General features: G+C 60.3%; 22 protein-coding genes and 1 pseudogene. 13 read left to right on the plus strand and 10 right to left on the minus strand.

Annotated elements, in window-relative coordinates:
• Window positions 1-125: 125 nt before the first annotated feature.
• Window positions 126-1,451 (minus strand): ABC transporter substrate-binding protein, encoded by a 1,326-nt coding sequence (locus KJS47_RS06470; protein ID WP_213523781.1) that lies wholly within the window; start codon window positions 1,449-1,451, stop codon window positions 126-128.
• Between the two features lie 290 nt (window positions 1,452-1,741).
• Here KJS47_RS06470 and KJS47_RS06475 point away from each other — a divergent pair, with 290 nt between their 5' ends.
• The 3 genes from KJS47_RS06475 to nagA all read left to right on the plus strand — a co-directional run bounded on the left by KJS47_RS06475 (window position 1,742) and on the right by nagA (window position 4,991).
• Entirely contained in the window at window positions 1,742-2,722 is a 981-nt protein-coding gene (locus tag KJS47_RS06475; RefSeq protein WP_213523783.1) for an Ldh family oxidoreductase, read from the plus strand.
• Between the two features lie 119 nt (window positions 2,723-2,841).
• Entirely contained in the window at window positions 2,842-3,825 is a 984-nt protein-coding gene (locus KJS47_RS06480; RefSeq protein WP_213523785.1) for an ROK family protein, read from the plus strand.
• Window positions 3,822-4,991 (plus strand): N-acetylglucosamine-6-phosphate deacetylase, encoded by a 1,170-nt coding sequence (gene nagA / locus KJS47_RS06485; protein WP_213523787.1) that lies wholly within the window; start codon window positions 3,822-3,824, stop codon window positions 4,989-4,991. Before KJS47_RS06480 ends, nagA begins: the two co-directional genes overlap by 4 nt.
• A gap of 72 nt (window positions 4,992-5,063) precedes the next feature.
• Here nagA and KJS47_RS06490 read toward each other — a convergent pair whose 3' ends face one another.
• Window positions 5,064-6,038, minus strand: coding sequence for a hypothetical protein (locus KJS47_RS06490; RefSeq protein WP_213523789.1), 975 nt, complete (start codon window positions 6,036-6,038; stop codon window positions 5,064-5,066).
• The gene (locus tag KJS47_RS06495; RefSeq protein ID WP_213523791.1) at window positions 6,028-6,612 is read right to left on the minus strand and encodes a sigma-70 family RNA polymerase sigma factor; all 585 of its coding nucleotides are present in this window, start codon (window positions 6,610-6,612) and stop codon (window positions 6,028-6,030) included. Before KJS47_RS06495 ends, KJS47_RS06490 begins: the two co-directional genes overlap by 11 nt.
• 164 nt (window positions 6,613-6,776) lie before the next feature.
• Here KJS47_RS06495 and KJS47_RS06500 point away from each other — a divergent pair, with 164 nt between their 5' ends.
• Window positions 6,777-6,953 (plus strand): hypothetical protein, encoded by a 177-nt coding sequence (locus KJS47_RS06500; RefSeq protein ID WP_213523793.1) that lies wholly within the window; start codon window positions 6,777-6,779, stop codon window positions 6,951-6,953.
• A gap of 181 nt (window positions 6,954-7,134) precedes the next feature.
• On the plus strand, window positions 7,135-8,931 hold the full coding sequence (gene pepF, locus KJS47_RS06505) for an oligoendopeptidase F (protein ID WP_249716139.1): 1,797 nt from the start codon (window positions 7,135-7,137) through the stop codon (window positions 8,929-8,931).
• Window positions 8,932-9,097: 166 nt separating this feature from the next.
• On the opposite strand, the gene KJS47_RS06510 is transcribed toward pepF, so the two are convergent.
• The 3 genes and pseudogenes from KJS47_RS06510 to KJS47_RS24370 form a co-directional block, all read right to left on the minus strand.
• Window positions 9,098-9,898, minus strand: a complete 801-nt coding sequence (locus KJS47_RS06510) for a DUF817 domain-containing protein (RefSeq protein WP_213523795.1) — start codon at window positions 9,896-9,898, stop codon at window positions 9,098-9,100.
• 224 nt (window positions 9,899-10,122) lie between these two features.
• Window positions 10,123-10,359, minus strand: a complete 237-nt coding sequence (locus KJS47_RS24365) for a YiaA/YiaB family inner membrane protein (RefSeq protein WP_374707019.1) — start codon at window positions 10,357-10,359, stop codon at window positions 10,123-10,125.
• Window positions 10,360-10,416: 57 nt separating this feature from the next.
• Window positions 10,417-10,635 (minus strand): annotated as a pseudogene (locus tag KJS47_RS24370) (YiaA/YiaB family inner membrane protein); the annotation flags it as partial.
• A 201-nt stretch (window positions 10,636-10,836) separates the two neighbouring features.
• On the opposite strand from KJS47_RS24370, the gene KJS47_RS06520 reads away from it, so the two are divergent.
• The 4 genes from KJS47_RS06520 to KJS47_RS06535 all read left to right on the plus strand — a co-directional run bounded on the left by KJS47_RS06520 (window position 10,837) and on the right by KJS47_RS06535 (window position 16,633).
• Window positions 10,837-13,236 carry a beta-propeller domain-containing protein gene (locus tag KJS47_RS06520; protein WP_213523797.1) on the plus strand — a complete coding sequence of 800 codons (2,400 nt, stop codon included), beginning with the start codon at window positions 10,837-10,839 and terminating at the stop codon, window positions 13,234-13,236.
• A 286-nt stretch (window positions 13,237-13,522) separates the two neighbouring features.
• Window positions 13,523-14,812, plus strand: a complete 1,290-nt coding sequence (locus KJS47_RS06525; RefSeq protein ID WP_249716141.1) for an ABC transporter substrate-binding protein — start codon at window positions 13,523-13,525, stop codon at window positions 14,810-14,812.
• A gap of 80 nt (window positions 14,813-14,892) precedes the next feature.
• Window positions 14,893-15,741: a carbohydrate ABC transporter permease gene (locus KJS47_RS06530; RefSeq protein ID WP_213523798.1), complete on the plus strand. Its 849-nt coding sequence runs from the start codon at window positions 14,893-14,895 to the stop codon at window positions 15,739-15,741.
• Window positions 15,742-15,751: 10 nt separating this feature from the next.
• The gene (locus KJS47_RS06535) at window positions 15,752-16,633 is read left to right on the plus strand and encodes a carbohydrate ABC transporter permease (RefSeq protein WP_213523799.1); all 882 of its coding nucleotides are present in this window, start codon (window positions 15,752-15,754) and stop codon (window positions 16,631-16,633) included.
• Window positions 16,634-16,764: 131 nt separating this feature from the next.
• Here KJS47_RS06535 and KJS47_RS06540 read toward each other — a convergent pair whose 3' ends face one another.
• Together KJS47_RS06540 and KJS47_RS06545 are read right to left on the minus strand one after the other, a co-directional pair.
• Entirely contained in the window at window positions 16,765-17,394 is a 630-nt protein-coding gene (locus KJS47_RS06540; protein WP_213523801.1) for a fumarylacetoacetate hydrolase family protein, read from the minus strand.
• Between the two features lie 18 nt (window positions 17,395-17,412).
• Window positions 17,413-18,729 (minus strand): CapA family protein, encoded by a 1,317-nt coding sequence (locus KJS47_RS06545; RefSeq protein ID WP_249716144.1) that lies wholly within the window; start codon window positions 18,727-18,729, stop codon window positions 17,413-17,415.
• A gap of 363 nt (window positions 18,730-19,092) precedes the next feature.
• Here KJS47_RS06545 and KJS47_RS06550 point away from each other — a divergent pair, with 363 nt between their 5' ends.
• The 3 genes from KJS47_RS06550 to KJS47_RS06560 are packed head-to-tail and all read left to right on the plus strand — an operon-like array spanning window position 19,093 to window position 21,669.
• Window positions 19,093-19,869 carry an ABC transporter permease gene (locus KJS47_RS06550; RefSeq protein WP_213523803.1) on the plus strand — a complete coding sequence of 259 codons (777 nt, stop codon included), beginning with the start codon at window positions 19,093-19,095 and terminating at the stop codon, window positions 19,867-19,869.
• Window positions 19,866-20,657 (plus strand): ABC transporter permease, encoded by a 792-nt coding sequence (locus KJS47_RS06555; RefSeq protein ID WP_213523805.1) that lies wholly within the window; start codon window positions 19,866-19,868, stop codon window positions 20,655-20,657. Before KJS47_RS06550 ends, KJS47_RS06555 begins: the two co-directional genes overlap by 4 nt.
• Window positions 20,658-20,697: 40 nt before the next feature.
• A complete protein-coding gene (locus KJS47_RS06560; protein WP_213523807.1) occupies window positions 20,698-21,669 on the plus strand; it encodes an ABC transporter ATP-binding protein in 972 nt (323 codons plus the stop codon).
• A gap of 105 nt (window positions 21,670-21,774) precedes the next feature.
• On the opposite strand, the gene KJS47_RS06565 is transcribed toward KJS47_RS06560, so the two are convergent.
• Complete coding sequence (locus KJS47_RS06565) at window positions 21,775-22,731, minus strand: ABC transporter permease (RefSeq protein ID WP_213523825.1); 957 nt, start codon at window positions 22,729-22,731, stop codon at window positions 21,775-21,777.
• Entirely contained in the window at window positions 22,724-23,650 is a 927-nt protein-coding gene (locus tag KJS47_RS06570) for an ABC transporter ATP-binding protein (protein ID WP_213523827.1), read from the minus strand. The genes KJS47_RS06565 and KJS47_RS06570 overlap by 8 nt, the downstream gene beginning before the upstream one ends.
• 388 nt (window positions 23,651-24,038) lie before the next feature.
• Between KJS47_RS06570 and KJS47_RS06575 the strand changes: the two genes are divergently transcribed.
• Window positions 24,039-25,247, plus strand: coding sequence for an MFS transporter (locus KJS47_RS06575; RefSeq protein ID WP_213523829.1), 1,209 nt, complete (start codon window positions 24,039-24,041; stop codon window positions 25,245-25,247).
• The last annotated feature ends 38 nt before the right edge of the window (window positions 25,248-25,285 follow it).

A 25,285-nucleotide genomic window follows, 5' to 3' on the forward strand; every position in this document is an offset into this window, starting at 1 on the left:
TCCCCGGCAGCGCCGGAAGAAACGCCGCTGCCCGCGGCCCCTCTGAAGCTGCCGGGAATACGGACTGCGGATCCATGAAAGAAGAGGGTCTGAAGAAGACCCAGACCCTCCATCTGCTGCGAGACTTACTTGCCTTTTTCTTTATCGATCAGCGCTTGCAGGTCTTTGTTAGCTTTCTCGGCCTGCGCTTTGACGTCCTCGCCCAGCATCGCCTTGAGTACGATGCCGCCGACGATGTCGCGCGCTTCGCCTACGTTGATCAGTACGGGACGGTCGTGGTCGACGCCGATCTTGGACGATTCCTTGATGACATTGACCAGCTCCGCCGGCAGTCCCTTCACGCCTTCTTCGGTGTTCCAGATCGAGGCACGGGCGCCTGTGTTGCCTTTTTCCTGCGTCTTCATGACGATGTCTTTGCTTGTTGCCCACTGCATGAACGCCCATGCTGCGTCTTTGTTAGCCGCTTTGGCGTTCATCGCAAGACCCCAAGAAGTGATGTTGTAAGGCTTGGCGCCGGCTGCACCAGCCGGGAAGACTGCGAAGCCTACTTTATCCGCAACCTTGGACTTGGAAGGGTCCGTTGCGTTGTTGTAGATGGCGCTGGCGTCGGTGTAGAACGCTGCTTTGCCTTGGGCGAAGATGCCCATCGCCTGGGTCCAGGCCATGTTCATGACTCCGGGAGGACCGTAGTCCTTCAGCAGCGAGCCGTACGTGGAGAACGCCTTGATCGCTTCCGGCGTGTTGACGGTCGCCTTGTCGTCCTTGATGAAGTCCCCGCCCTCGGAATAGAGGAAGGACGAAACCTGAGTCACGAGCGGCGATTGTTGGCCGCGTGCGACGAAGCCGTAGATTTCCTTGCTCGGATCATGCAGCTTCTTGACCGCTGCCACAAGCTCGTCGATCGTCTTCGGCACCGCGATGCCCGCCTGCTGGAGCAGGTCTTTGCGGTAGTAGAGAATCTCCTGCTCGGTGATGACCGGAATCCCCGTCAGCTTGCCGTCGACGGTGGTCGAGCCGATCGCCGATTTGGAGAAGTCGTCAAAGTTGTAATTCGGATCTTTCTTTACATATTCGTCCAGCGGCTGCACGAAGCCGTTCTTGGCGAACTGCTTGCCTTCCTGCAGCGGACGATACATGAAGACGTCGGGTGTGGCGGAGCCGGATGTAAACTGAACGGTCAGCTTCTGGGTCAGCTGGTCCTCGAAGTAGCTTTGGACGTCGACCTTCATGCCGGTTTCTTTTTCAAATTCGGGAATCAGCGGCTTGATGGCCTCGCCCCACGGGTGGTTGGCGGTGACGACCGTCAGCTTTTTGCCCTCGAACGGCTTTGCTGCCGACCCGCCTTCTTTGCCGTTGTCGGTTGCGGATCCTCCTCCGCAGCCGGCAAGCATGCTTGCCGCGGTAACGGTTACAAGACCTGCGCTAAACATTTTCTTTGTCATCCGCTTCATGGATAATGCCCCTCCTTAAGTCCAAGACCACATACTCTTTTTGGCTTAGTCCTAGCTTATCGAATTTTGTCGGATAGCGATATAACGCGAACTTAACATTGATAACCCATCGTTAGTCAGAAACGGAGAATTCGCGTCTGATGCCAAAGTCCCGGTGGGACATGGATTGACCCATCCATCATAGGCCTCTGGTCTAGCATCGGATTTTTTTAATATGCTTGATTCAGGACAGAAGTATGTGGGGATTGTTCTTACAAACTGTCTAAATTTCAAGCAAAGGGGACTGTCCGATGAACCAGCCACCGGAAAGCTATACTCGAGTTGCTCCCTCTGTTATGACCGACTTCGTCGTTGCCCTTGCCTGCCGCGCCGGCATGCCGGAGGACAAAGGGCGATTCCTCGCGGGCCTGCTCGTCGACAACGATCTGCGCGGCGTCTTCAGCCATGGCAGCCGCCAAATCGCCACTTACGCCCGCTTGATGCGTGACGGGAAGCTGAACCCGGATCCGCACGTCCGCCTCGTCCGGGATGATGACGCCACTCTGCTCGTCGACGGGGATGGCGGCCTCGGCTACTTCGCCTCCTACCGTGCGGCCGAGGAGGTCGTCTCCCGGGCGAAGCGGTACGGCATCGCCTCGGCCGTCACGCGCCACCACGGCCATTTCGGGGCGGCGGGCATCTATTCCCGGATACTTGCATCCGCCGGACTCATCGCCTACGTCACTTCCGGCCATCAGCTGGAGCTTGCGCCCGGCCGTTCGATCCTGGAGGCGCCCGGCGGCTCGCCGATGTCGTTTGCCGTTCCCGCGGGGGATGCGCCGGCCATGGTGCTCGACTTCGGCGCGATGCACGACCTGTACCCCGGCTCGCCCCATGTGCCCGGCCTCATGGCCAACACGCCCGGTCTCGTCTTCCGAAGTCTGGGGCTCGGCTATATGTGCCAAGCGCTGGGAGGCTTCCTGGCGGGCGTGCCGCTGGAGGAGGAGCGTGCGGTCAAAAGCCACCCGGGCGCCAACCAAGGCTCGCTCCTCGTCGCCATCGATGTCTCCCGCTTCCTCCCTCCGGAGCAGTTCGAGCGCGAGGTCCGCGCGTACAGCGAGATGGTGACACAGATGGAGCCACTGCCAGGCCAGAGCCGGTCTCTTGTCCCCGGCGCGCTGGAGGCGGAGCGGGAGAAGGAATGGCGGAACAGCGGCATCCCCGTAGGCGACGAGCACAAGAGGACGCTCGCTGAGGCGGCCCGCGAATTCGGCTTGTCCCTTCCTTTTTAAAAGCAAGAGCGTCCTGTCGAACCGCCTAGCCCCATAAACAATAAAATTCTCCTCTATTCAACCCTCTGGCCTCTGCTATACTGATGCCAAGGTACCAGAAAAAGGAAAGGCGGAGAGCTATGGAAGGACATTCGGTCGGTGTGGATATCGGAGGGACGAATACCGTCATCGGGCTGTTCGACGGTAACTTCGCACTTGTCGGCAAATCGGTGATCGCGACCGAACCGCATCGCGGTCCCGGACGGACGAGCAACCCTGCGTCTTATCTGGACGCACTCGCCCGGGAGATCGGGCTGCTGGTCGAGCGCGAAGGCGGAGGCAGGCATCCGGTCCGCGTGGGAATCGGCGTACCGGGGATGGTCGATCCGCTGGCGGGCGTCGTCCTGGGTGCCTCCAATCTGGCCTGGTCGCAAGTACCGCTGGCCGCCGAGTTGGAGGCACGTCTGGGCATCCGCGTCACGATCGACAACGACGTCCGGATGTATACGCTCGGCGAATGCATGGCCGGCGCCGCCCGAGGACGCCGCCACGTCCTCTGCGTCACGCTTGGAACGGGCATCGCCATGGGAATGATGTCGGACGGAAGGCTGATCCGGGGAGGCAGCTGGTACGCCGGCGAAATCGGCCACGACCCGGTGGACGGCGAGAGCTCCCGCTGCCCGTGCGGCAAGACGGGCTGTCTCGAGACGGTGGCGTCCGCGACCGGCATCGCCCGGCTGGCTTCCGAGGCGATCCGCCGGGGGACGGACACGCGGCTGCGGGAGCTCGGCCGGCCGGTCAACGCCTACGACGTGTACGAGGCCGCGGCGGCCGGCGACCGGGAGGCGGCGGCTATCTTCCGTTTCGCCGGAGAAGTGCTCGGCGGCAAGCTGGCGACGGCCGTCTCCCTGCTCGATCCCGAGATGCTCGTCATCGGAGGCGGGGTGGCGGCGGCCGGCGACTATTTGCTGGAGCCGCTTCGCCGGACGCTGAGCCTCCGGTACGGCAGGAAGCCGGGGCCGGTCGTCACGACGGGGACGCTCGGCGACACGGCCGGCCTCATCGGCGCCGTGCACTACGCATTGGCAAGAGAATCCGAAGACCGGAAGGATGAAGCGAGATGAGAACGCTATGGACGAATGCCGCCCTCTATCTGCCGGACGGCAGGCGGGAGCAAGGGCGCCTTCTAGTGGACGAGACAGGACGGATCGAGGCGGCGGGCGGAGCCGAGCTGACGGCATCGGGGCCCGTGCGCCAAATCGATGCCGAGGGACTCACGATGCTGCCCGGCTTCGTGGATGTCCATATGCACGGAGGGAACGGGTACAACGTCATGGACGCCCGCTACGAGAGCCTGGACGGCATCAGCCGGTTTCATGCGGCGCACGGCACCACCGCCTTCCTGGCCACAACGAATACGTCGACCGGAGAGCGTATCCGGGAGGCGCTGCGCTGCGCTGCGGCGGCCGTGGAACGGGGCGTCGGGGGCGCCGAGCTCGCCGGCATTCATCTGGAAGGGCCCTTCCTCGACGTCGTGCGCAGAGGCGCCCAACGGAAGGAGGACGTGCGCCCTCCGACGCCGGAGGAGATCGACCAGTTCCTCGAAGCGGGCGGCGGCCACATCCGGCTCGTGACGCTCGCCCCCGAGCTGCCGGGCGGGCTGGAGGCGGTCCGCCGTTTCCGCGGCCGGGGCGTCACCGTATCGGCGGGGCATTCCGACGCCACCTACGCCCAGATGGAAGCGGCCGTCGAGGCGGGCGTCACCCATACGACGCACCACTTCAACGGGATGCGGCCGCTCCATCACCGGGAGCCCGGACTCGCCGGGGCGGGCCTTCTCCTCTCCGAGCTGACGACCGAGCTCATCGCTGACGGCATTCATGTCCACCCGGCGGTCGTGCGGCTCTTGTTCGCCGTCAAGTCGCCCGGCCGGGTCTGCATGATCACGGACGCCGTCGGATGCTGCGGCCTTCCCGACGGCGATTACGGGCATGTCCGCATGACGGGCGGCCAGGTCTACCTGAAGGACGGCGAGACGCTCGCCGGCAGCTCGCTGACGATGCTCCAGGCGCTCCGCAACGTGCTCGCCTTCACCGGCCTTCCGCTCGAGGCCGTCCTTCCTTCCCTAACCTCCGTCCCGGCTCGTCAGGTCGGTCTCGACGGCCGCAAAGGGACGCTGGAGGCCGGCAAAGATGCGGACTTCCTGCTCGTGGACGACGAGCTTCGGCTGGTCGCCACCTATGTCCGCGGACGGGAGGTCTACCGGCGCGAGGAGCCGGCGGCCGAATAGAGCCTTTGCCCCTCCCTCTACATAAGAAAGAGCCGCCCGTGGGCGGCTCTTTCTTCTATTGCAAACGGCGGATTACTGCAGACGGCTGGCGATCTCGAGCAGCGTATCCTTGCCGACGGCGGGATCCTCCGCCCCGACCTGGTAGACGACGGTCCGTCCCTCCTGCTCCTCCATCCAGACGACCTCGCGGTAGGTGCCGGTCTGGCTCAGCAGGTAGTTGGGCGATTCGGTGTAGACCGCGTCCCGTTCCCCGATCCGGACCTGTTCGGCGACGGCCTTCTTGTCCTGCTTGCCCTCCACCCGGAAGACGCCGTCCTCCTCGCGGAAGACGATATACCGGATTTGGACGTCCTCTCCCGTCTGCGTCCGAATGACGAGCCCCGGGGTCGGCAGCAGCGGATAGGTGCCGGACTCGGCAGCCTTTTCCCAGGCGTAGCCGCTGCCCTCCGCTTTTGCCCGCTTCTTCAAGCCGGGCAGTACACGCTCGCTATCTTCCGGGGAATATCCTTGGTAGGCCGTCTCCAGCTCGCCTCTTACGAGCTGCCAACCCGTTGGCAGGGCAGCGGGAGTCTTGAGCGGACCGTAGACGGGCAGCGTCCGCTCCTTCCACTCCGCGAGATCGGGGATTGGGACCGGGTTCGTCACCTTGGTCAGCGGCGGGAGCTTCCACTTCTCAAGCTCGGTGCTGTAGACGAACGCGGCCTCCCCCGGGGCCAGCTGCCGGCGAACCGCTTCCAGCTGGCTTCCGACCCGGGCGGCCGCTCCTTCCGGGAGCGTCAGCTCGCCGGACAGCGTCATCCGGACCTGGCTCGTCTGGAGCGAGTACAGATAAGTGGAAGCATAGGCGACGCCGGAGATGAGCATCAGACCGACGAGGATCGCCGCGCTCCGGACCCTTGGCCGGGTCCGCCGTCTAGGCACGCGGTTCTCGCGGCCTCTCATCCGAGCCGACGCTGCGGCGGCAATCCGCTCATCCAGCGCCCGGGACGGCCCCCTGACGGCTTCCCCTTCCTGGTATGCCAGCTTCAATTCCTTTTCAATGGACATGGAACAAGCCCCCTTCTCGGATCTCTCCGGCAAGCTCCGCCCGACGGCGCAGCTGAGCCAGCGCTTTGTGATGCCTGGACTTGGCGGTCCCGACCGGGATGTCGAGCAGCCTCGAGATCTCTTCGTACGTGCACTCCTGGTAATACTTAAGCACGATGACGCTCCTCAGCTTGTACGGCAGCCGGCCGACCAGTTCCCGCAGCTCCTCGCGCCTCTCGTCGCGCAGCAGCCGTCCGTCCGTCCCCGGTGCGGCCGGATGCCGGTCGAGCAGCATCCGGCTGCGGTCCAGCAGGCGTAGCTTTCTCCACCGCTTCCGGTTCCAGCTGCCTGTCTGCCGGACGACCAGCCCGTTCAGCCAGGGCCGGAACGGACGGCTGGCATCATATGTCTCCACGGCCCGGATCAGCTCCAGATAGACTTCGCTAACGATATCGTCCGTCTCCAGCCCTCCTCCGGTCAGATAGGAGACCAGCCGGTACACATGCTCCTTCGTCTCTTCATAGACGACGGAGAACGCCTCCTCGGAGCCTTCTCCCAGCCTGCGGACCCATTGCCGCAGCTCTTCTTCGTCCATATGCCTGCCCTCCTTTCGTGTCGTTACTCTGTATTGGTCGCGAAACGCCGGACGGTTCCCTTTTTTTCTTGACCCCCATCCGATTTCTGATGACAATGAAGGAGTTCCGTCTCTTGCTGGAGAAGCTAGAGAGACCCGCAGTTCCCGGGAAAGGAGGTCCCAAATTGTTCGAGCCAGGCTCCGTGCTCTTGTTCATCATAGTCTCGTTCTGCCTCGCCTGGATCCTAATCATGAAGAAGGACGCGATCCCCCCGTCACTAAGGCCGTTCATGGCCGGCACGACGCTGGTCATGGTTCTGTTCTCGTTCTTCCTGCTCATGTACAGCCTGGTGAAGGGTTGAGCAAATGATTTATAATGAATGGAAAGAAGGCCCATACTAACGGCAAAAACGAAGACGGGAGAGCTTTCCTATGCGAAACCTGCCGGTCGTGCTGTCGTTCTGCCTGCTGGCCTGTGCCGTCCTGCCCGCAGCACCGCCTGCGGCGGCGGCCTCTATTACGAAACCGTCAAGGAGGGTTCCCATGAAGCAAGTCACGACCCGGGCCGAAGTGCCCCAGGAACACCGCTGGTCGATTGAGGATCTGTTCGCCGATACGGCGGCATGGAACAAGGAATACGAGGAAGTGAAGGGATCCCTCGCCAAGCTGGAGCCGTTCCACGGCAAGCTGAACAACGCGGAGACGATCAAGCAGTGCTTCGTGCTGGAGGACGATATTTCTTTACATACCGAACGACTATATGTCTACGCGCATATGAAGCACCACGAGGATATGGCCGATCCTGCCTATCAAGCCTTGTCCGAGAAGGCGACCAAGCTGAGCGTCGAGGTGAGCGAAGCGCTCTCCTTCATTACGCCCGAGGTGCTGGCGCTGTCCGAAGACAAGCTGCAGCAGCTCATCGCCGATCCGGCGCTTGCCGCGTACAAGCGGACGCTTGAAGAGATGCTCCGCCAGAAGGCCCACATCCTCTCCAAGCAGGAGGAGGCGCTGCTCGCGCAGGTCGGCAATCTGTCCCAGGCGCCGAGCAACATCTTCGCCATGCTGAACAATGCGGACATGAAGTTCCCCAAGGTCAAGGACGAGAACGGCGAAGAGGTCGAGCTGACGCACGGCCGCTACATCCAGTTCCTCGAGAGCCGGGACCGCCGGGTGCGCCAGTCCGCCTTCGAGGCGATGTACGGCACGTACCGCAAGCAAAAGAACACGATCGGCGCCACCCTCAGCGCCAACATTACGAAGAACCTGTTCTATGCCAAGGCGCGGAAGTATCCGTCCGCCCTTGAGATGTCGCTGTTCAGCGACAACATCTCCAAAGAGGTATACACGAATCTGATCGACACGATCCACGAGTCGCTGCCGATCCTCCATCGCTACCTCGAGCTGCGCAAAAAGCTGCTCAAGGTCGACGAGCTGCATATGTACGATTTGTTCGCTCCGCTCGTCGAGGAGTTCAAGATGGACATCACGTACGAGCAGGCGAAGCAGATGGTCGAGGACAGCCTCGAGCCGCTCGGCGAGGAGTACGGCAAGGCACTCCACCAGGGTCTCGACGGTGGCTGGATCGACGTATACGAGAACGAGGGCAAGCGCAGCGGCGCGTACAGCTGGGGCGCTTACGGCACGCATCCGTATGTGCTGCTGAACCACAAGGACAACCTGAACAGCATGTTCACGCTGGCTCACGAGATGGGACACGCGCTGCACTCGTTCTATTCCGACGCGAATCAGGACTACCGTAACGCGCAGTATCCGATCTTCCTCGCCGAGGTGGCGTCCACGCTCAACGAGGCGCTGCTCATGGATTACATGCTGAAGAAGACTACAGATCCGAAAGCCAAATTGTATCTGCTCACCTACTACGCGGACCAGTTCCGCACAACGGTCTTCCGCCAGACGATGTTCGCCGAATTCGAGAAGATCACGCACGAGAAGGCCGAACAGGGCGAATCGCTGACGCCGCAGGATTTCAGCAAAGTCTACTACGATTTGAACAAAGAATATCACGGACCGGGAATGGCCGTCGACCAGGACATCGAGATGGAATGGGCTCGCATCCCGCATTTCTACAACAGTTTCTATGTCTACAAATACGCGACCGGCTTCTCCGCGGCGACCAGCTTCGCCAAGCAGATTCTCGAGGAGGGCCAGCCGGCGGTCGACCGCTATCTCGGCTTCCTGAAGAGCGGCGGCAGCGATTATCCGATCAACATCCTGAAGCGCGCCGGCGTGGACATGTCGACTCCGGAGCCGATCAAGCAGGCGATGAGCGTGTTCAAGGATCTGGTCGAGCAGATGGAAGAGCTGACCAAATCCATGTAGCAGCATATATCACGACAGACGAACAGCCGGTACGGTCCATGACCTGTGCCGGCTGTTTGTGCTTTCCTTACAATTACATGCGGGCCAGGTACCGAAGAGAGCTTACTTGCGTAAGCTCCCAGCATTCTTCTTTCGAAAGGGGGTCCCTTTCTTTAAGATAGGATTTTTAAAGAGGAGTTTTCTTGAGGAAGCCATGCTCGTTCGCTGCTCGGCCGGCCTTCACATACTTCAGCTGGGCAACGATGATGACGCTGATGATGACGAGGAGGAACCACGAGCTGATCTTGCCGAACCCTACCAGCCGCCAGGCTTCCTGCTGGTCCGGATATTTCCATGCGCCCAAAAAGGTCGCTATATTCTCAGCCAGCCAGATGAAGAACCCGACGAGGAGAAACGCAAGCGACAAAGGCATGCGATACGTAACGGTCCGCACCCGATAGTAGATCCATGTTTTCCAGAAGACGAGAAAGACGAGCGGCGTCAGCCACCAACGAAAGTCGGGCAGAAAATGATGTGTGAAAAAGTTCAAGTAGATGGCGCCTCCCAGCAGCATAGAGGCTGCGGTCCCCGGCCAGCCGCTCATGTCCATCTGCAGTCTCCGCCAAATCTGACACATATAGCTGGCTACACTAGCGTACATAAACCCGCTGTAAAGCGGAACACCGAACAGCTTCGTATACCCGGGCTCGGGATAAGCCCATGACCCCATTCTTACTTTATAGAGCTCGAGCATAAGCCCAATGACGTGAAAGACACAGATGACTTTGATTTCATCCCGCGTCTCCAGCCCTGAGCGGTACATGAGAACTTGCACGAGAAGCAGAACCAGCAAGATGGCATCATAGCGAGGAAGGAAGGGAATGGGGATGGCGCTGGAAAGAGCTAGCGTTCCGAAAATGGCAACCGGAAAGATGCAGCTCATCGCTTGTTGATAGCCAAAGTGCAGCAGCTGTATGATCGGCTTCAATCCAGATCTCCCCCCTCTCCCGCTTAATCGCAAGTTTCGCCTCCATAATAGACGTCCCCCTATGGAGCAGCTTTTCCCCATCATAAAAGAGTCTGGGCTCCGAAAAAAGAGAAACTAGTTCCGTTCCCTTTTCCCCTTTTCCCAGCAGCCGTTCGGACGTTAGGCAGCACAAAAAAGCTGCCGCTAACAAAGCTCGGCAGCAGAGAGGCTATCTCACCATGTCCTTACCCCTGAATGTCCCGTCTCGCTTCCTGCTCGGCAAGAATCTCGTTGTCTTCGGCGTTATCCCTCGTCACTTTCTGAACGCTAATCGCGCTGTAGGAAATCAGCAGGATAACAGCTATGTAGTATCCTTTTACATTAAGCTCGAACGGGGCGTTGTAAAGACCGATAAAGAACATCGCAAACCCGATAACGAGCCCCGCAATGGCCATCCCCGTAAAGGCGGCGGTATTCCTCATCCGGTGTTTTGGGTTCTCCAAGCGCAGCTCCCTATCCTCCGTATTGTCCCGAACGACCTTCTGCACGACGATACAGGAAATCGTAATCAACACCATGCACAGCAAATAATACCCTTTCACGTTCAGTTCCCAATCGGCGTTGTACACACCGAGACAGAACAGAACGAGACCTGCCCCCAATGCAGCGTACGATGCCGCCGTAAAAGCTACCGTGTTTCGTTTGCGATATCTCTGATCCATACCGACGATTCCTCTCCCTCTACAATGGTTCTGCATCCTTCTTCACTATAAGGGGAACCCGAATGGAATTCTACCCTGAATTTCCATCATGTTCCATCAATTTCGCCCGCCCCCTCAAGTGATCTTATAGCTTTCCGTGAAGAACTTTGCCGATCCTTCTGCCGTCTAGCAACTTTTTACCCGGCCGCTCCGTCTGGTAGACAACTGTAAGATTATTCCTTATTGGAGGTTGGCTCCATGAAGCGTGATCGCTTAGTCAAACGTCTGCTCCTTTCCCTTCCCCTTGCCGCTCTGCTCGCCGCAGCCGGAGGCTATGCCGGCAGCGGGCTCGCCGGCAATGCGGATCCCGGACCTCCCCTTGCCGCGGCTCCTTCCTCCGCCGGGACCCTTTCCTTTTCGGTCGACGGGGTACCCCTCGCGTTCTCGTCTGCTTCCCCCTATCTCGAAGGCAGCACGCTGATGGTGCCGCTGCGGGACTTGGCGAGCGCGCTCCAGGCCGAGGTCGCCTGGGATGCCGGCGCCGGGGAAGCAACCGTGACACGGCAGGGCGAGGCGGTTGTCATTCGGCTGGCGGACGGAACCGCTTCCCGGAGAGCGTCCGTCTATCCGCTTGCCCCGCCTCCCGTTCTGACAGGCGGCAGCACGATGGTGCCTCTGCGCTTCCTAAGCGAATCGCTAGGCTTCGCCGTCAAGTGGGACGGTCCCGGCGGCCGGGTGGCGATTACGAGCGAGGAGCACGCGCTGCAGGCGGTCGGCTCGGAGGAGAAGCTGCTTCAGCTGCTTGCGGCCGGCGCTCAACCGACGACCGGGATCGCCGAACGCGCCATGACGACGGCCGAGTCGGCGGCTGCCGCGCCGGCGGCGGGGGCCGCCAAAGATGCCGCACCTGTCTCGGCGCAGAAAGCCAAGGAGGCCGAGAGCCACTCGACTACGAACGTCCAGGTTGAAGGCGTCGACGAGGGAGACATCGTGAAGACGGACGGCAAGTACTTGTATCAAGTGAACCGGGGCCGCGTCGTCATCACGTCCGCCGTTCCGGCGGCGGAGATGAAGCCGGTCGCCTCTCTGCAGCTGGAGGACGGCCTGACTCCGCTGGAGCTCTACGTGGAGGACGGCCGGATGATCGTCGTCGGCCATACCTACGGGGCCATTACGGTGCGGCCGATGCCCGCGTCGGGCGCCGGTACGGCCGAACGCGCCAGTCAGGCCAAAGAAATGATGCCGGCGGCCAGCCGCGCCCAGACGCGTGCGGTAGTGTACGACGTCACCAAGCCGGAGACCCCCGTCAAGCTCCGGGAGGTCAGTCTGGACGGCAACTATGTCGCCTCGCGGCGGATTGGAAGCAGCTTTTACCTGGTCGGCAACCAGTACCCGCGCTATTACGGCTTGAAGCGGGACGACGAAGCCCGCAAGCGCGAGCCGATCGCCCCCGCTTATCGGGATACCGCAGGGTCGGGAGATTGGACGCTCATCGGGTACGACAAGATCCGCGTGTTCCCCGATACGCAGCCGAACGCCTACCTGCTCGTCGCCGGGTTCCGGCTGGATTCGGCGGAGCCTGCCCAAGTGAACGCCTATCTGGGCAGCGGACAGTCCGTCTACGTCTCCGCGGACCATCTGTATGTGACGATGGCCAAGTATGAGGCGGCGCCCGCTTCGTCCGCCAAACGCAAATCTCTGGGCAGCGAGAACACGAGCATCGTGAAGTTTTTGCTCGATGAAGGGCGCGTACGCTACGTGGCCTCCGGGGAAGTGCCCGGCCGGGTGCTGAACCAATTCTCTATGGATGAACACGACGGCTATTTCCGGATCGCCGCTACCACCGACGGAGGCTTCGCCAAGGGTGAGCCGCTCACGGAGAACAACGTCTACGTGCTGGACGAAAGCCTCATGCCGGCCGGCCAGCTCATAGGGCTCGCCCCGGGAGAGCGCATTTATTCGGTCCGGTTCATGGGAACCCGCGCCTACATGGTGACGTTCCGCAACGTCGATCCGCTGTTCGTGCTCGATCTGGCCGATCCGCAAGCTCCCCGGATGCTCGGGGCGCTCAAAATTCCGGGCTACAGCGACTACCTGCACCCTTACGACGATACGCATCTGATCGGCTTCGGCAAGGATACGGTAGAGCTGCCGACCGGCAGCAAAGCCTCCGGCCAGGAGACGGCCGCCTACTACCAGGGCATGAAGCTCGCCCTGTTCGACGTCAGCGACGTCGCGAATCCGGTGGAGCTGTTTAAAGAAACGATCGGCGACCGCGGCACCGATTCGGAGCTGCTGCGCAACCATAGAGCGCTGCTGTTCTCGCGGGAAACGAACCTGCTCGCCTTTCCCGTCAGCGTTGCCGAAGTTCCAGGCGGTGCGGCGGTCAAGAATGGAGCTCCCGCCTACGGCGAGATCACGTTCCAGGGCGCCTACGTCTACCGGCTCGATCTGGCGAACGGGTTCCAGCTCCGAGGCAAGCTGACGCATTACACGGAAGCAGAGCTCGCCAAGCAGGGCCGGATGGGCGGGCAGCCCGACAAACAGATCGAGCGGCTGCTTACGATCGGAGACGGCCTGTACAGCCTGTCGCCGGCGCAGATTCAGGTGCACGATCTCGGCACGCTGCGCCAGACCGGAGCCGTCCCGCTCCCCTAGTGGCTCGCTTACTTGCTTAGATTCTAGCCCTGTGCATGCCAGACGCCCGGCTTCCGGACGACGGGGAACCGTCTGTACCGAAGGCCGGGCGTTTGCTGTGGGACAATATTCTATTCTTTCACCAATTCTTCCAAATTAAAGAAAGATTGCATTTTCAACCCCTGTGTTAGATTGACAATCTTGGAGATCATTCCTATGATGAAAGGGGGTATTTTCTTCTTTTTCTGTTATCATTTCGGAGAAAAACACCACAACCACAGTTAGTCAGAAAAAGGGAGGAGTCAGTTTGAAGCATGTAAAGAAGTGGGTCATGGTTTTGGTTGCAATGGTTATGGCGATCGTTGCAGGCTGTTCCGGTAGCGGTTCCAAGCCAGCCGGCGATGCGTCGCCGAGCGCGGGTGGAGGAGCCAGCAAGAATCCGGTCGAAATCACGTTCTGGACCATCTCGCTTAGCCCGACATTCGACGACTACATAAACGGAGTTATCAAAGATTTTGAAACGAAGAATCCCGGCGTTAAGGTCAAATGGCAGGACGTGCCGATCGACGCCATCGAGCAGAAGACGCTCACCTCGGCTGCGTCCGGTACGCTGGCCGACGTCATGAACCTGAACACCGACTATCTCAAGAAGCTCGCAGCGCTCGGCGCCGTCGCCAACATGGATAAACTCGCAGGCGACGTCAAGAAGGATTTCTACGAGGGCATCTGGTCGGCAGGCGAATTCCAGGGCGTATCTTACGCGCTTCCCTGGTACCTGTCCAACAGCGTCCTCCTGTACAACAAGGATATTCTCAAGAAGGCAGGCTTCGACAATCCGCCGAAGACCGAAGAGGAAGCCTGGCAGATGTCCAAGGTTATCAAGGAAAAGACCGGCGCTTACGGCAGCACGCTGAAGGACATTCACCTTTACCTGCCGTCGAACGGCGTTCCGCTTATCAGCGACGACTTCAAGAAAGCGGCGTTCAATACTCCGAGAGCGCTTGAAATCTTCAAGGCGTTCAAGCAGCGTTACGACGACAAGCTGCTTCCCGACGAGATGCTCCTCGGCCAGGCGAAAGCCCAGGAATGGTACGCCCAGGAGAAGATCGCTTGGTGGAGCACCGGTCCTCAGCTCTTCCGTCAGGTCAAGGACCTGTCTCCTCAAGTATATGATAAGTCTGACGCCGCTCCCGCTCTGCTCGGCTCTACCGGCAAAGTGCATGTCGCCATCATGAATATCGCTGTCGCCGAGAAGAGCAAGCACCAGAAGGAAGCCGCAGACTTCGCGAAATTCATCACGAACGCCGAGAACCAGCTGAAATTCAGCAAAATCGTCGCCGTTCTGCCGTCCGTCAAGAAGGCCGCGGAAGATCCGTTCTTCGCCGAGGGCAAGGATTCGAAGGATCCGGCTGAAAAGGGCCGTTACTTCGCCGTCCAGCAGCTCAAGGACTCCGTGAACAACATTCCGCCGGTCGAGAACATCTCCAAGATCAACAAGGCGATCAACGACGAGTTCCATCGCGTGCTCCTGGAGAAGAAAGACCCGGCCAAGGCATTGTCCGACGCGGAAGCCGAAGTCAATAAGCTGCTCAAATAAGCTACTCATCCTATCACAGGAACAACCGCAACTGGCCGCGTATAACGCGGCCAGTTCGGTAACAGGGAGGTCATAACGTCGTGTATAAATCCGTCCATGCTTGGGCTTTCCTGGCTCCTGCCGGACTATTCCTGCTTGTGTTCAGCTTAGGGCCCGCGGTTGCCGCACTCATTCTGAGCTTTACATCCTACAACATCTTCGAGCCGACGGAATTCGTCGGTTTTAACAACTACATGGAAGTTTTGAAGGACTCCGATTTTTGGAGAGCGATGTTCAACACCTTCTATTATTGGATTCTCGTAACTCCCGCGCTTGTTGTGCTGCCGGTCTTTTTGGCGGTACTCGTCAATCAGGCGCTGATCGGCGTCAAGCTGTTCCGGCTCGTCTTCTATTTTCCCGCTCTTGTCTCGGTCGTCGTCACGGCCTTCCTGTGGGGATGGATGTTCAACAGCGAAGGCGTGCTCAACTACTTCCTGTCTATTATCGGAGTAGAGCCGGTCAAGTGGCTGACGAGCAAGTACGTCGTGATGCCGAGTCTTGCGATCGTCACGGTATGGCAGGGGCTCGGTTACTATATGCTGTTCTATCTGGCCGGCCTGCAGTCGGTTCCGGAGGATCTGTACGAAGCGGCCGAGCTAGACGGAGCCGGCTTCTGGCGCAAGCATATCTCGATTACATTCCCGATGCTGCGCCCCGTCATTTTCTTCGTCGCCGTCGTTTCGACCATGTCTGCGTTCAAGGAATTCACACTGATGCTGACGATGGTCGAAGGAGGACCGCTCGGCGCTTCGACGACCGTCGTCTACTTGGTGTTCGACGAAGCGTTCAAGCAGCTGAACATGGGCTACGCGAGTGCCGTCTCGTTCCTGCTCTTCGCGGTTATCCTGGCTTTGACACTGCTCAACAAACGATCTTTGGACAGGGAGTGAGAAACCGATTATGCAGACGACAAGTCTCCCTACCGCACGGACCTCACCGTCCCGCCGGTTTTGGAACAAACGCAAGCTGCTTCAGCATACCGTCTCTTATTTCTTCCTTGTGCTGTTCGCCCTGATCATGGTCGTGCCGTTCCTGTGGACGCTATCCACCTCGCTCAAGGGACAAGACGAGGCGATCTACTCGATGCCGCCCAAGTTCATCCCCCAGAATTTCACGCTGGAGAACTTCGCGACGGTTTGGAACTCGCTGCCGATCCCGCTCTATATCTGGAACAGCCTGATTCTCTCGTTCTTCGGCGTCGTGCTGCCCCTCCTGTTCTGCTCGCTTGCGGCGTTCCCGCTGGCGCGGATGAACTTCAAGGGCAAGCAGCTCGTCTTCCTGACCATCGTCGCCACGATGATGATCCCCGGGGAAGTGACGATGATCCCGGTCTATCTCATCCTGAACAAGCTGGGCCTGCTGGGCACATTCGCCGGTATTATCCTTCCCGGCGCCGTATCGGCCTTCGGCATCTTCCTGATGAGGCAGGCGTTCGTGGGGATTCCGAAGGAAATCGAGGAATCCGCCATTATCGACGGCGCCTCGGTCTGGCGCATCTGGGCTTCAATCCTGCTGCCGATGGTGCGGCCGATGCTGGCTACGCTCGCCATCCTGAGTTTCATCGGCGCCTGGAACAACTTCCTGTGGCCGTACCTGATTCTCGAGGACGACAGCCAGTACCCGTTGACGCTCGGCCTTTACAAGCTGAAGGGTACGTTCGTGACCAACACGCGTCTCATTGCGGCAGGCTCCATCCTAGCGCTGCTGCCGATTCTGATCGTGTTCGTCGCCTTCCAGAACTACTTCATCAAGGGCGCCTACTCCGGTGCCGTCAAGGGCTGACGGCAGGTCGCACGCTCCCTCCGGGGAGTTTGCGGCAGCCAGTCTCCCAAGAGCGCCGTCCTGACGCCAAGCATAAAAAAGCTCCTCACGGTTCCCGTGAGGAGCTTTTTGTTCGTTATTTGGCTCTTCGCTTACTTCATCGAAATGGTGAGACATCCGGCGGATTCGGTTCCCCAGAACAGCTCCAGCCGGTCGCCGTCTGCCAGGCCGCCGACTCCCGCGGGCGTTCCCGTGAAGATCAGGTCGCCCTCGCCGAGGCCGTACTGTGCAGCCACATAATCGACCAGCTGCTGCGGGGAAAAGATCATCTCCGCAGCAGTGCCGCGCTGCACCGTCTCACCGTTCTTCTCGAGCCGGAAAGCGGTCTCCCGGAACGCTTCCGTCCCCGGATACGGCCGAAACGGCCCGAGCGGAGCCGAGTTCCGAAAGCCTTTGGCCTCCAGCCAAGGATGCCCCTTGCTCTTGAGCTCGCTCTGCACGTCCCGGAGTGTCAGGTCCAGGCCGATCGCGAAGCGGTCGACGAGCTCGTCGACTGTCATTCCCTTCTCGTAGGCACGGCCAACCCGGAGCACGAGCTCAGCCTCGTAATGAATCTCGCCGCGGCCGGCCGGGAGAACGGCTGTACCGCCGTCCATCGGCAGAAGGGCGTGGGTCGGCTTCATGAACACCATCGGCTTCTCCGGCACGGCATTGCCGAGTTCAGCGGCGTGCTGCGCATAGTTTCTTCCAATGCAGTAGATATTGCCTCTCGCTTCGTTCATTCGGTTCGTCTCCTTTGGTTAAGGGGAAGTGCTCGAAACGGTCGAGCGGATGCGTCCGTCTCTCCCGATCGCCGCCTGGGTCGACACCGCGGTCAGCCGCTGGAACAGCTGGAGGCTGTCCGCCTCGCCCATCACGACCGGGTGCGCCCATTTGGTGAAGATCGGTACCATCTTCAGCTCGCAGGACCGCTCCTTCGAGCAGCTCGCCTCGAGAATCATGGAATCGAGCGTCTTCGGATAATTGTTCGTCGTGAAGATAAAATTGCCGAGGCTGTAGGCGATCCACTTGCCCTGATAGCGTTCGAAGCCTTGAAGGACGTGCGGATGCCCGCCGATGATGAGATCCGCTCCGGCGTCGATGTAAGCTCGGGCCAGCTTCTTCTGATGCTCATCCGGGGTGTCACTGCGCTCCACGCCCCAATGCGCGATGACCACGACCAGATCGGCCTGCTCCCTCGCCTTGCGGATCGCATCGACCGGAGCTTTGCTGTCGTACGTGTCGGCCAGTCCCGGCCGGCTCGTCCCCGCCTTCCAGCTGTTGTCCGGCACGTTGCGGGTGAAGCCGACGAAGGCGATACGGATGCCCTTGCTCTCCAGAATAACCGGACGGAACGCTTCCGCGCTCGTCCGTCCGGCCCCTACTCGCTTGATCCCCAGCACGTCGAGATGGTCCATTGTATCGAGCAGCCCTTGTTCGCCCTGGTCCATGGAATGGTTGTTGGCCAGGTTGACCAGGTCGAAGCCCGCCTCCTTGAACGCTGGCAGTGCCTTGGGGCTGGAGCGGTAGACGTAGTCCTTCTGCTGAGGGGTTCCCCGCTCGGTGACCGGCGTCTCCAGATTGGCGATAGTGAGATCCGCGCCCTGCAGAAGCGTCTTCACATCGGAATACGGGTAATCGTAGCCCTTCTCCTTCAGCACGTTCTCCACCGTGCTGCCGAGGAGCACATCGCCGACGAACGCGAGCTTGACGCGGCCCGCCTCCGTTCCCGTAGCCGGCGCTCCTCCCGCTCCGGCGGCTGGTGGGGACGCCGGCGGTGTCGGGGTGGGAGCCGTGGGCTCGGTAGAGACAGCCGGCGGAGTCGTCTTCGGCTCCTCGGCCAACGCAGGCGTCGGCGCAAGGGAAGCCGGTGGGGTCGGGGTCGGCCGAGCCGCGTTTGCCGACGCTGGCGTCGCGGACGGTCCCGCCCAGCCAGGACGCAGCTCCGGCTTCTCCACGCCTATGTAGATCCCCACAATGCTTGCGATCAGAACAAAAAATAAAATAACGGTGCCTGCCATCATGCGGCGCTGGTTTTGCCTTCGCTTCGCCTGTTGTTTCTTGGTACGGGATTCCATTCTTCTCTCCTTTTGCTAACTGCTGCCTACCCATTATAGCAGAATTTCTTCTCGTCTCTCTTACGAAAAGATGAAGACTTGCGGCACTCCTGCAAAATAACCGTTGCGCTGGAAGGGATTGGTTTGGTATACTGGCTCTCGCTGTCTCCTTTTTTTTCTCTACGCTATTTCATCCGCAAGCAAAGCGCGCACCGGCCTGCTCCGCCGTCCGCCGCTCGCCAAACAGGCTGTTCAGCCGCCAGCATTCCTTCTTCTAAGAGTAAGCAGACGTTACTCGTCCCTATTCCAGCCGTTTCAGCACGTTATATGGTTTCCACGCTCCGTAAAGCGCTTTCTTTACGACAACTACATAGGAGGTGTCCCATGCTGTTTGCCGTTCTGGCGCGCAAAGCATACGCCCGCAACCTCCAGTACCGGGGCTCGCACCTGCTCAATACGATCGCGAGCTCTCTCTTCGGCTTCGTCTACGTCTCCATCTGGATCGGCGTCGGCGACAATAGGACGCTCGGCGAATACGGGGTCGACGGCATGGTCAGCTACGTCGCCTTCAACCAGGCGTGCCTGTGGCTTACCGTCTTCCTGACGAACGGACTGGGCTTGGAAACCGCGGTGCGCAGCGGCCAGGTGTCCCTTGACCTGATGCGGCCGGTCCATCTGTTCTACGTCCTGATGAGCCGGGAATGGGGCCAGCTGCTCTACCAGCTGTTGTACAAGGTCGTCCCGATCTACCTGCTGTATGTTCTGGCGCTCGGCATTCGGATGCCCGAGCGGCCGGTCACGTGGCTATGGACGATTCTAGCTCTGGCGCTGGCCTCTTATCTCTCGATCTGCATTCAGTATCTGATCGGCGTCTGCGCGCTCTGGACGACCGAATCCCGCTGGCTCGTCTGGGTCAATATTGCCCTCTCGCAGCTGCTGTCGGGCTTCCTGATCCCGCTCGAATGGCTCCCGGGCTGGCTGCAGACGGTCAGCCGGGCTACGTTCTATCCGTTCTTGCAGTACATGCCGACACGCATTTATCTGGAGATGGAGGGACCGAACGTTCTAGCCGGCACGATCGGCTGGTGCCTCGTCATGACCGTTCTCTGTCTCGGCATCACGCGGCTCGTCCGGCGCAAGGTGGAGGTGCAGGGAGGATGACGATGCTCCGTCTGTATTTGCTGCTGTTCCGTGCCAGCGTCCGCAGCCGGATGCAGTATAAGCTGAATTTTCTGCTCTCGTCTGGTCTTGCGGCGTTCATTAACCTGATGGAATTTCTGCTGATCGCCATCATTCTGCAGCGGTTCGGCGACATCAAGGGATGGAGTCTGTACGAGATCGGGTATCTCTACTCCGTCCTGCTGCTGTCCCGCGCGATCTACCGCATCCTCGCCTCGGACGTCCACCATATCGAGAAATACCTCGTCGGCGGCGAGCTCGATCAGCTGCTGACCCGGCCGATCCCCGTCCTCCTCGCGCTCATGACGCAAAACGTCACGATTCTGCTCGGTGAGGTGATCCAGGGGACAGTGCTGCTCGTCCTCTGCTTCCAGGGTCTGCTGGCAGCGGGACAGATCGGCTGGCTGGCGATTCCGCAGACGGCTCTCGTCATTCTGGCCGGCAGCGTCATTCTGTTCGCCATCGGCCTCCTGTCGGCGACGGCGGGCTTCTGGCTGACCCGGGTCCGCGACCTGCAGAACATCACCGAGGATGCCGCCCGCAACGCAGCGCAATATCCGCTCGTGCTGTATCCCGGCTGGCTGCGGATGATTCTGCTCACCCTCGTACCCGTCGGCTTCGCCAATTACGTGCCCGCGCTCTATATCCTACGCGGCGAATATGGCCCTTGGCTGCTGCTTGTCTCGACGGCTGCCGCGGTCCTCCTGCTTTGGGTAAGCTTTCGCTTCTGGAGGCTCGGCCTATCGCGGTACCAAAGCGCCGGCAGTTGAGCCCAGTCCTGCTTAAGAAGATTTGAAAGGAGACATCCGGATGATCGAAGTCAAGCATATCTCCAAACGGTTTCGGACTCCTCTCGTCCCCGAGGGGCGATTCGCCGGAGTCCGGGCGTTGTTCTCCCGCAAGTACAAGGAAAAGGTCGCCGTCGACGACATCAGCTTCTGCATCGGCCAGGGCGAATTCGTCGGCTATATCGGGCCGAATGGAGCCGGCAAATCGACGACGATCAAGATGCTGACCGGCATTCTTCATCCGAGCACGGGCGAGGTCGCGATCGGCGGCCGCAGCCCGCACCGGGACCGGCGCCATGTCGTCCGCGGGCTCGGCGTCGTCTTCGGTCAGCGGACCCAGCTGTGGTGGGATCTGCCGACTCGCGACTCTTACGACATCCTCGCGGCCATGTACAAGCTGAGGGAGCGGGACAAAGCCCGCAAGCTCGCCGAGATGAACGACCTGCTCGGACTGGGTGAATTTATGGATACCCCTGTCCGGAAGCTGTCGCTCGGCCAGCGGATGCGGGCCGATCTGGCCGCCGCTCTGCTCCACGATCCGGCGATCCTCTTCCTCGACGAACCGACGATCGGGCTGGACGTCATCGCCAAGAAGAATATCCGCGGCTTCCTCAAGACCATCAACCGGGAGCTCGGCAAAACCATTCTGCTGACCACGCACGATATGGACGACATCGAGGAGCTGTGCCAGCGCGTCATGGTTATCAATCACGGGCGGCTGGCGTACGACGGCTCGATCCCGGATTTGCGCAGCCGGATCGGGCTGCCGACCGTCATCCGTGTAAGCTTCCGGGAGCCGCTGCCGGAACGGCTTGAGACAGACGGCGCCCCCTTCTCGATCGCCGGGCGCAACGGTCTGGAGCTGACGCTACAGTGCAACCGGCAGGACATCCCCGCTATGGACGTCCTCCGGCACGTCAGCCAGTGGGGCGAGATCGCCGATGTCCATATGGAGGAGCCGGCGTTCGAGGAGATTATCCATAAAGTCTACTGAGCGGCTCTGGCCCGCCATGCCCACCGTGTCCATAGCCACCGCACGAAAGCCCGCCCCTCCGTCATACGGAGGAGGCGGGCTTTTTCGTACGGGTGGGGCCGGCCGTCAGGCAGCTACATCTCTCCTGCGGAAGACGGTCCAGCTCATCGCCAGGAAGAGAAGGTAGTAGCAGGCCATCACAACCAAGGAGAAGCCGATCGTCGTGCCCGGCACGATGGGCCTGCCCTCTAAGGACTGGCGCAGGTCAAGATGCGTGAACAGCAAATAGTTGACCCACGAATACTTGGCGAATTGCGCGACGATCATCGTGCCGCCGAGCAGCAGGCCGGCTGAAAACCCAATCGCCATCGTGCTGCTGCGGAAAACGGTCGAGACCATGAAGGCGAAGGTAGCCATCAGCAGCAGGCTGATGCTGTTCAGCCCGTATGTCTGTAGAGCCAGCGCGGCATAGCTCTTTTCCGTCACCGTCCCGTCCGAGCTTACCGCCAGGTACGGCTGCTCCGGGCCGAAGCCGTACAGGAGGCCGTTCACCCCGATCGCCGTCACGAACAGCACGGCCAGCAGGAAGAGTGCGAACAGCAGCATGGCGGCATACTTGGCCAGCAGAATCTTGCTCCGTGAAGCCGGCCGGATGAGAAGCAGCTTGATCGTGCCCCAGGCGAACTCTCCGGCCACCAGATCGCCCGTCACGATGATCACGAACAGCGTTACGACGGTAATGAGGTTCGCCGAATGGCTCACCATCTGCCACATCGTATTGACGAACGGGTTGATGTTGTGGTCAAGCGCATATTGCGATTCGCGAATGGAGTCCTGAATGTTACGGACCGCCTTCTCTCCCAAGCCATCTTGCTCCTGCTCCAGCATCTGCTGCATGTCCCGAATGTGCGTCTCCAGCTCCGGACGCCAGTCGCTGACGCCTATGGCCGTTGCCCTGTCCCTCCATTCCATGAAAAACAGCAGCGAAACGATCGCGATCAAAAGACCGACGAGCAGCCACGTCCTCGGTCTGCGGTAGATCTTCATCTGTTCATTGCGGATCAAGCCTGTCAAGTTAGCCAACTTGATCACCTCCCGTCATCGCCAGGAACTGCTCCTCTAGCGTAGACTGCACCTTGCGGATGCCGAAGACTGCGATGCCTGCCGCAATTAGCTGGGCGGTCATGCCGGGAATCCGCTCACGCTCCGCCTCGACCTCCAGCTGTTGATGGCCGATCGCTGCCGGTGCCAGCCCCATCGTCCGCTGCAGGACGGCGGCCGCGTCCGCAGGGCGGTCCACCTCAAAAACATGACGCGGCGCCGCGTCCCGCCCCATCCATTCCTTTAGGGATTTGACCGTCACAAGCTTCCCCTTCTGGAGGATCGCCACCCGATCGCACATCAGCTCCATCTCGGAGAGCAGATGACTGGAGACGATGACCGCCGTCCCCTCCTTGGCCGCGAGCGTCCGCAAATAATCGCGGAGCTCCCGGATGCCCGCCGGGTCCAGCCCATTCGTCGGTTCATCAAGAATAAGCACGGCCGGCTTGTGCAGCATCGCCTGCGCGACGCCCAGCCGCTGCCGCATGCCGAGCGAGTAGGTTTTCACCTTCTCGTGGATCCTCTGCCCGAGGCCCACCAGCTCGACAACCTCGTCGATCCGCGATTTCGGGATTCCCGGGTGCATCCGGGCGAAATGAATAAGATTCTGATACCCGGTCAAAAATTTGTACATCTCCGGATTCTCCACGATCGCCCCGACCCGGGAGATGGCTCGGGTGAAGTCCTTTTTCACGCTGATCCCATCGATCAGCACCTCGCCGCCGCTCATGCCCATCAGTCCGACCATCATGCGGATGGTTGTTGTTTTGCCCGCTCCGTTCGGACCCAGGAATCCGAACACTTCACCGCCCGGCACGTCGAATGTAAGCGAGTCGACGATCGTCTTTCCCTTGATCCGCTTCGTCAGCCCGCGGATTTGCACTACCGTTTCCCTCGTCATTGTTCCCTCCGTCATCTTCTCTATTGGGCGTACAGGCGGGTGGCGCCCGCATAGGCCCGATTCCGGTCCGGAGACCATGTCCGGCCCGACCAGAACCCATTGTAGATGGAGAATCTTAAGGAAACCCGTGGCGTTTTCTTAACGAACCCTTAACAGAATCTTACAAAAGTTCATTAGTCTCCAAATCGGGTAAAGGGAAATCGAGGCCGTCCACGCCGGCAGACTCACTTTCTCCTCATAGGAAACAAAGGGCTGGCATGGGGGAAGACTGCGGCGCGGCAGCTTTCTTTTTTTACGTGCACGTAAGACTTTTTGTGTCATTTTTTGCTATACTAATGCTATTCGCTTACGAGCGGCAACAAGTTTCGACAGAAAAGAGGAGACGTCTGTGGCCAGATGGCAAATCAACCTGACCGTGCTGTGGTTCGGTCAATTTTTCGTTATGGCCGGCATGACGATGATCATTCCGTTCCTGCCGCTGTACTTGCAGGATCTGGGCATTCACGATCCGAAGGAGCTCTCGTTCTGGGCCGGGATCGTCTTCGCCGGTAACTTCGTCACATCCTTCATCTTCCAGCCGATCTGGGGAAGCCTCGCAGACCGGTACGGGCGCAAGATGATGCTGCTGCGCTCCGGGTTCGGCATGGCGGCGGTCATGGTGCTGATGGGGTTCGCCCAAAACGCCTGGCAGCTTCTGCTCCTGCGGATGCTGAACGGCACCATCTCCGGCTTCGCGCCCGCGGCCGTCGCCCTCGTTTCGGCCAGCACCCCGCGCGAGAAGATCGGGTTTGCGATGGGAACGGTGCAGTCCGGAGGGGTAGCCGGGACGATCTTCGGCCCTCTCATCGGCGGGCTGCTCGCCTCGCACTTCGGGTTCCGGCCGATCTTCTTCATTACCGGCGGCAGTATTTTTCTCGCTTCGATGCTGGCGCTGTATCTTGTGAAGGAAACCTTCAACCGTGCCGAAGCGAAGGAAAAGCCGCGTGTGTCGGTGCTGAGCGGCTTCAAGCAGCTGGCCAGCATTCCGCAGCTGCCAGCTCTTTTCTCAGTCACCTTCCTGATCCAGTTCGCGCTGCTCAGCCCGCAGCCGCAAATGGCGCTGTACGTGCAGGAGCTGCACGGCACGACGGCGATGCTGGCCTTCTGGGCGGGACTGGTCGGCTCGATCAACGGTTTCTCGAACATGATTTCCTCCCCTCTGCTCGGCCGCTGGGGGGACAAGCTGGGCTCCCAGCGGATTCTGGCCGTCAGCCTGATCGGCTCGGCCATTGCCTTCCTGCCGCAAGCGTTCGTCGGCAGCGTATGGCAGCTCCTGATCGTCAGGTTCTTCGTCGGCATGTTCATGGGCGGCCTGCTGCCTTCGGTGAACTCCCTGATCCGGAAATACACGCCGGACGGCATGGAGAGCCGCGCTTACAGCTTCAACACGAGCACGCTCGCGCTCGGCAACCTGATCGGTCCGGTCATGGGCGGCCTGTTGTCCGGATGGATCTCGATCCGCGGACTGTTCGTCATATCGTCCGTGCTGCTGCTGCTGAACTTCTTCTGGGTACGCAAAACGCTGTACGCCGGAGGCAAGGCGTCGGCCGTCGATTGAAGGGAAACAAAAAAGGACCGCCTGTGGGGCGGTCTTTT

This window comes from Paenibacillus sp. J31TS4, from assembly GCF_018403265.1.
Lineage (GTDB): Bacteria > Bacillota > Bacilli > Paenibacillales > NBRC-103111 > J31TS4.

Excerpts from the sequence above, each read along its gene's own strand:
- nagA (WP_213523787.1), top strand. The coding sequence starts at position 3,822 with ATGAGAACGCTATGGACGAATGCCGCCCTCTATCTGCCGGACGGCAGG.
- KJS47_RS06545 (WP_249716144.1), bottom strand. The coding sequence starts at position 18,729 with ATGGAATCCCGTACCAAGAAACAACAGGCGAAGCGAAGGCAAAACCAG.
- KJS47_RS06470 (WP_213523781.1), bottom strand. The coding sequence starts at position 1,451 with ATGAAGCGGATGACAAAGAAAATGTTTAGCGCAGGTCTTGTAACCGTT.
- KJS47_RS24365 (WP_374707019.1), bottom strand. The coding sequence starts at position 10,359 with ATGAGGAATACCGCCGCCTTTACGGGGATGGCCATTGCGGGGCTCGTT.
- KJS47_RS06540 (WP_213523801.1), bottom strand. The coding sequence starts at position 17,394 with ATGAACGAAGCGAGAGGCAATATCTACTGCATTGGAAGAAACTATGCG.
- KJS47_RS06480 (WP_213523785.1), top strand. The coding sequence starts at position 2,842 with ATGGAAGGACATTCGGTCGGTGTGGATATCGGAGGGACGAATACCGTC.
- pepF (WP_249716139.1), top strand. The coding sequence starts at position 7,135 with ATGAAGCAAGTCACGACCCGGGCCGAAGTGCCCCAGGAACACCGCTGG.
- KJS47_RS06535 (WP_213523799.1), top strand. The coding sequence starts at position 15,752 with ATGCAGACGACAAGTCTCCCTACCGCACGGACCTCACCGTCCCGCCGG.
- KJS47_RS06550 (WP_213523803.1), top strand. The coding sequence starts at position 19,093 with ATGCTGTTTGCCGTTCTGGCGCGCAAAGCATACGCCCGCAACCTCCAG.
- KJS47_RS06490 (WP_213523789.1), bottom strand. The coding sequence starts at position 6,038 with ATGTCCATTGAAAAGGAATTGAAGCTGGCATACCAGGAAGGGGAAGCC.
- KJS47_RS06570 (WP_213523827.1), bottom strand. The coding sequence starts at position 23,650 with ATGACGAGGGAAACGGTAGTGCAAATCCGCGGGCTGACGAAGCGGATC.
- KJS47_RS06560 (WP_213523807.1), top strand. The coding sequence starts at position 20,698 with ATGATCGAAGTCAAGCATATCTCCAAACGGTTTCGGACTCCTCTCGTC.
- KJS47_RS06495 (WP_213523791.1), bottom strand. The coding sequence starts at position 6,612 with ATGGACGAAGAAGAGCTGCGGCAATGGGTCCGCAGGCTGGGAGAAGGC.
- KJS47_RS06475 (WP_213523783.1), top strand. The coding sequence starts at position 1,742 with ATGAACCAGCCACCGGAAAGCTATACTCGAGTTGCTCCCTCTGTTATG.
- KJS47_RS06555 (WP_213523805.1), top strand. The coding sequence starts at position 19,866 with ATGACGATGCTCCGTCTGTATTTGCTGCTGTTCCGTGCCAGCGTCCGC.
- KJS47_RS06520 (WP_213523797.1), top strand. The coding sequence starts at position 10,837 with ATGAAGCGTGATCGCTTAGTCAAACGTCTGCTCCTTTCCCTTCCCCTT.